Origin of the sequence: Sphingomonas sp., from assembly GCF_042091075.1 — a bacterium.
In the GTDB taxonomy this organism is placed as follows: Bacteria; Pseudomonadota; Alphaproteobacteria; order Sphingomonadales; family Sphingomonadaceae; genus Sphingomonas.
In genome coordinates, this window is record NZ_JBELIE010000195.1 from 1 (window position 1) to 5390 (window position 5390).

A 5390-nucleotide genomic window follows, 5' to 3' on the forward strand; every position below is an offset into this window, starting at 1 on the left:
CGGGATGCGCCTTGTTGAACGCCGCGAAGCCCTCGTCATAGGCCTCGCCCGCGCCCATCGCCTTCTCGAAGATCGTCGGGTTGGAGGTGACACCGGTCAGCCCGTCTTCATCGACGAGCTTCTGCAATCCGCCGGCGGAAAGGAACTTGCGGTCGACAAAGTCCAGCCACACCGCGGTGCCGGCTGCGCTGAGATCCTGTAGCTTGCTCACATCATACTCCTTCGTCACCCCGGACTTGTTCCGGCGTCGAACCGTCCGCAAGCCCGCACGTCAGCGATATTGGCGCCGCGGATGCCGGAACAAGTCCGGCATGGCGGGTCAGCCGCCGATCGCTTCCTTCGCCACCTTGACGACATTCTCGACCGTGAAGCCGTATTTATCCTGCAGCTTCGCGATCGGCGCCGATGCGCCAAAGGTCGACATGGTGATCTGCCGCCCTTCGTAGCCGGTGTAGCGATCCCAGCCGAGCGAGCCCGCCATCTCGATCGCGACACGCGCCTTCACCGCCTTGGGCAGCACGCTTTCCTTGTACGCCGCATCCTGCAGTTCGTAGCGATACCAGCTCGGCATCGACACGACGCGCGCATTGACGCCGTCGCTCTTCAACTGCTCATAGGCCTTTACGGCGAGCGACACCTCGGATCCGGTCGCGATCAGGATCACGTCGGGCGTGCCGTCACTGTCGGCAAGGACGTAAGCGCCCTTCTCCAGCCCGTCGGCCGCGGCATAGGTGCCGCGATCCAGGGTCGGCAGCGCCTGCCGCGACAGGATCAGCGCCGCCGGGGTGCTGGCATCCTTCATCACCGCGCGCCATGCCGCCGCCACCTCGTTCGCGTCGCAGGGGCGGATCGTATCCAGCCCGGGGATCGCGCGCAGCGTGGCGAGATGCTCGATCGGCTGGTGCGTGGGGCCATCTTCGCCCACGCCGATCGAGTCATGCGTGTACACCCACACCGACCCGATCTCCATGATCGCGGACAGGCGCACCGGCGCGCGCATGTAATCGAGAAACACGAGGAAGGTGGAGCCGTAGCCGCGCAGGTGCGACAGCGACATGCCGTTGACGATCGCGCCCATCGCATGTTCGCGCACGCCGAAATGGAAATTGCTGCCGGCGTAATTGTCCGCCTCGAACGATGCCGCGCCCTTGATGTCGGTCTTGGTGGACGGCGAGAGATCGGCCGAACCGCCCAGCAGCCACGGCACCTTCTTGACGATGGCGTTGAGCACCTTGCCGCCCGCGTCCCGGCTGGCAACGCCCTTCTCGTCGGCCTCGAAGGTGGGGATGTCACCGTCCCAGCCCTCGGGCAGCTCGTCCTTCAGCATCAGGTCCAGTTCGGCGGCCAGCTCGGCATGTTCGCCGCGATAGCGATCGACCATCGCCACCCATTCGTCGCGCAGCCTGCCGCCGCGATCCTTCACCGCCTTGCCAAAGGCTTCCTTCACGCCGTCGGGCACGTAGAAGTCCTGATCGACCGGCCAGCCATAGGCTTCCTTGGTCTTCGCGACATTCTCCGCGCCGAGCGGCTCGCCATGCGCCTTTTCGCTGCCGGCGCGCGGGCTGCCCCAGCCGATGATCGAGTGGACGACGATCAGCGTCGGGCGACCCTGTTCGTCACGGAACGCCTGGAGCGCGTCTTTCAGCGCGTGGATATCATTGGCGTCGTCGACATGGATGACACGCCAGCCATAACCCTCGAACCTCTTGCCCACGTCCTCGTCAAAGGCCAGGTCGGTGCCGCCCTCGATCGAGATATGGTTGCTGTCGTAGATCCAGCAGAGGTTGCTCAGCTTCAGATGGCCTGCGACGCTCGCCGCCTCGGCGGAGACACCTTCCATCATGTCGCCATCGCCGCAGACGACATAGACGTCATGATCGAACAGCGTGAAGCCCGGCTTGTTATAGCGCGCCGCCAGCCAGCGCTCCGCGATCGCCATGCCGACCGAATTGCCGCAGCCCGCGCCCAGCGGTCCCGTGGTCGTCTCCACCCCGGTGGTGTGGCGATATTCGGGATGGCCCGGCGTCTTCGACGAGAGCTGGCGGAACTGCTTGATATCGTCGAGGCTCATCGCCGGCTGGCCGGTCTTCCTGCCATCGGCGCCGATCTCCTCGACCCCCGCCAGATACAGCAGCGAGTACAGCAGCATCGAGGCATGGCCGACCGACAGCACGAAGCGATCGCGATTGGGCCAGTCGGCATGCGCGGGATCGTAGCGCAGGAATTGCGTCCAGATCGTCCAGCCGACCGGGGCCAGCGCCATCGGCGTGCCGGGGTGACCCGAGTTGGCCTTTTGCACCGCATCCATCGACAGCGTCCGGATCGTGTCGATCTGCAGCCGCTCGGGGCTGCCATCCTCATGGACATTGGCGGGCAGGGTTGCGGTATCGGTCATGCAAAGCCTCGTGTCGGGGATCGTCCATCGAACGCACCGGCATGATGCCGGTTGCCGAGTCCCGGCCCCCTTAACCTCTCGACCCGTCGCGTTCCAGCCGCGTAACGACACCATCGCGCGCGATATAGGCGGCGTCGACCTCTTCCAGGAACAGGCCATGCCCCAGCGCGCCCGGAATCGCCTGGATCGCGCCGGCCAGTCCATGGGGATCGGCGATCCCGCCGAAGTGCGCATCGAGGATCACATTCCCATTGTCGGTCAGGCCGGTTCGTGGTGTCACGCGCGCGCCCAGCGCCTCCAGCCGCGCCGCGACGAACCCCCGCGCGAACGGCAGCACCTCGACCGGCAGTTTCGCGACACCGACCGCCGCCACCTGTTTCGACCCATCGGCGATGACGATCATCCGGGTCGAGGCGGCGGCGACGATCTTCTCGCGCAGCAGCGCGCCGCCAGCCCCCTTGATCGCGACGAAGCGCGCGTCGATCTCGTCGGCACCGTCGATCGTCAGGTCGACGCGAGCGACGGCCGCGAAATCGCGTACCACCAGTCCGCCCGCGCGCGCCTTGGCGGCGCTGTCCTCACTGGTCGCGACCGTCTCGATCCGCGCCCCCCGCGCGATTAGCGCGGCGATCGCGAACGCGACGGTCGATCCGGTGCCGATACCGACCAGCATGCCGTCGCGCACTTCCGCCACCGCGGCCTCCGCCGCCATATGCTTGTCGCGATCCGTGTCCTTCATATCGACCTGAACGCTCCCGATGGTGAGGCAGGTTCATGCGGCGGCGCGGGGGCGTGACGATGTCGGATATTATAAGCCTCCAAAAAGACGTCATACCCGCCCATTCGTCACCCGGCGACGGCAGGGTCCCCTGTCACGAATATACCTGCTCCTCCCACCAGGGCACGAAATCGGGCATGTCGCGGCTGACCCGATCCGGATAGGCGGGCGCGCGCTTCTCCAGGAAGGAGGTAACGCCCTCGGCCGCATCGCCGGAGCGGCCGCGCGACAGGATCGCCCGGCTGTCGACCTTATGCGCGTCCATCGGGTGCGTATAGCCGAGCCCGCGCCACAGCATCTGCCGCGTCAGCGCGACGGAGACGGGGGCGGTATGGTCCGCGATCTCACGCGCCAATTCCATCGCGCGCGGCAGCAAACGGTCAGCGGGCAGCACCTCTTTCACCAAGCCGCCCGCCTTTGCCTCGGCGGCGTCGAACACGCGCCCGGAATAGCACCATTCGAGCGCCTGGCTGATCCCGACGACACGCGGCAGGAAATAGCTCGACGCCGCCTCGGGCACGATGCCGCGCCGCGCGAAGACGAAGCCCATGCGCGCCGTCTCGCTGGCCAGCCGAATGTCCATCGGCAGCGTCATCGTCGAGCCGACGCCTACCGCCGGGCCGTTGATCGCGGCGATCACCGGCTTAACGCATTCGAAGATTCGCAGCGTCAGCCGGCCGCCGCCGTCGCGCGCGCTCTCGCTGCCGTAGCGCAATTCGCCGTTCGGCCCGACCGGCGAGCCCTCGCCACGGCTGTCGTAGTCGAACGTCTTGCCACCGCCTGACAGATCCGCCCCGGCGCAGAATGCCCGCCCCGCCCCGGTGACGATCACCGCGCGCACATCGTCATCGGCGTCGATCGCGTCGAACGCCGCGATCATCTCCTGCATCATCGTGCCGGTGAAGGCGTTCAGTTTATCGGGTCTGTTCAAAGTGATCGTGGCGACCCCATCGGCCACATCATAGATGATCTGCTCGTATCCCACCGCAGCGCTCCTCGCTCTTTCGCGGAGCATAACAGAACTTATGGACCGTGCCGTCAACCGGGGCGCGGTACGGAGACCGGCACGCAAGCCAGCGGGCAGGCCCTATCCCCGCACGCCGACGACGGCGATCAGCCCTTCTTCCCGAAGACCCTGCCGATCACCGCCTCGACCGCCTGTCCGGCGATATCGGCGATCGCCTGCGGATCGGGCGAGCGCTGCGTACCCTGGGCATGGGGTGCGTCGGTCGCGCCGGGCGCCTCGGTCGCGTCCGCCGAACGGGGCGATTCGCCGGCCGGCTCGCGCCCCCGCGCCAGCGCGGCGGTCGCCGCGGCGGCGGCCATCGTCAGCGCGCCGGCCAACGCCTTCTGCCCTGCCGCGCTGGTCGCCTGCTCGATCAGCTGGTCGCCCGCCCGGCGCAGTTCCTTGGGCAGTTTCACGCCGAACACTTCCTTCGGCAGCTTTCCCTTTTTCGCTTTCTTGCCCATGTCGGCCCTCGCAACGGTGTAACAGAGATATAAGACACCGTCGGCGGGATGCAACGCGCCGCGGGTTGCTTCGTTCGCGCTCCACTCGCCTTGTCCCGCACGCACCACCGCCCCACATCGCGGCGGCAGGCGCGCACTGGACGAGTGCGAACAAATCTGGAACAATTCATCGCATGGCTCTTACCACCATCTCCGTCCGCGGCGCGCGCGAGCACAATCTGAAGGACGTGTCGGTCGACATTCCGCGCGACACGCTGACGGTGATCACCGGCCTGTCGGGCTCGGGCAAGTCCAGCCTCGCATTCGACACCATCTATGCCGAGGGGCAGCGTCGCTACGTCGAGTCGCTGTCCGCCTATGCGCGCCAGTTTCTGGAACTGATGCAGAAGCCCGACGTCGATCATATCGAAGGGCTTTCGCCGGCGATCTCGATCGAGCAGAAGACCACCAGCCGCAATCCCCGCTCGACGGTGGCGACCGTCACCGAAATCTACGATTACATGCGCTTGCTGTGGGCGCGCGTCGGCATCCCTTATTCCCCCGCCACCGGCTTGCCGATCGCGGCGCAAACCGTGAGCCAGATGGTCGATCGCGTCATGGCGCTGCCCGAAGGGACGCGGCTCTACCTGCTCGCCCCGGTCGTGCGCGGGCGCAAGGGCGAGTATCGCAGGGAACTGGCCGAGTGGCAGAAAGCGGGCTTCACCCGCGTGCGCATCGACGGCACGATCCATGAGATCGACGAGGCGC

Annotated in this window: 5 protein-coding genes and 1 pseudogene; 1 reads left to right on the forward strand and 5 read right to left on the reverse strand. The window is 66.7% G+C overall.

What is annotated here, in order from left to right; translation table 11 throughout:
• From ACFDSW_RS14980 to ACFDSW_RS15000, 5 genes are all read right to left on the reverse strand, one after another.
• On the reverse strand, positions 1–211 hold a 211-nt coding region (locus ACFDSW_RS14980), incomplete at its 3' end, for a transaldolase family protein (RefSeq protein WP_375251075.1).
• A gap of 108 nt (positions 212–319) precedes the next feature.
• Positions 320–2395, reverse strand: a complete 2076-nt coding sequence (tkt, locus tag ACFDSW_RS14985; protein WP_375251076.1) for a transketolase — start codon at positions 2393–2395, stop codon at positions 320–322.
• Positions 2396–2465: 70 nt separating this feature from the next.
• Positions 2466–3134, reverse strand: a complete 669-nt coding sequence (gene rpiA, locus ACFDSW_RS14990; RefSeq protein ID WP_375251077.1) for a ribose-5-phosphate isomerase RpiA — start codon at positions 3132–3134, stop codon at positions 2466–2468.
• 133 nt (positions 3135–3267) lie between these two features.
• Positions 3268–4158: a crotonase/enoyl-CoA hydratase family protein gene (locus ACFDSW_RS14995; RefSeq protein ID WP_375251078.1), complete on the reverse strand. Its 891-nt coding sequence runs from the start codon at positions 4156–4158 to the stop codon at positions 3268–3270.
• A gap of 128 nt (positions 4159–4286) precedes the next feature.
• Positions 4287–4643 carry a hypothetical protein gene (locus ACFDSW_RS15000; protein WP_375251079.1) on the reverse strand — a complete coding sequence of 119 codons (357 nt, stop codon included), beginning with the start codon at positions 4641–4643 and terminating at the stop codon, positions 4287–4289.
• A gap of 173 nt (positions 4644–4816) precedes the next feature.
• Here ACFDSW_RS15000 and ACFDSW_RS15005 point away from each other — a divergent pair.
• Positions 4817–5390, forward strand: a pseudogene (locus tag ACFDSW_RS15005) (excinuclease ABC subunit A); the annotation flags it as partial.

Excerpts from the sequence above, each read along its gene's own strand:
- rpiA (WP_375251077.1), bottom strand. The coding sequence starts at position 3,134 with ATGAAGGACACGGATCGCGACAAGCATATGGCGGCGGAGGCCGCGGTG.
- ACFDSW_RS15000 (WP_375251079.1), bottom strand. The coding sequence starts at position 4,643 with ATGGGCAAGAAAGCGAAAAAGGGAAAGCTGCCGAAGGAAGTGTTCGGC.
- tkt (WP_375251076.1), bottom strand. The coding sequence starts at position 2,395 with ATGACCGATACCGCAACCCTGCCCGCCAATGTCCATGAGGATGGCAGC.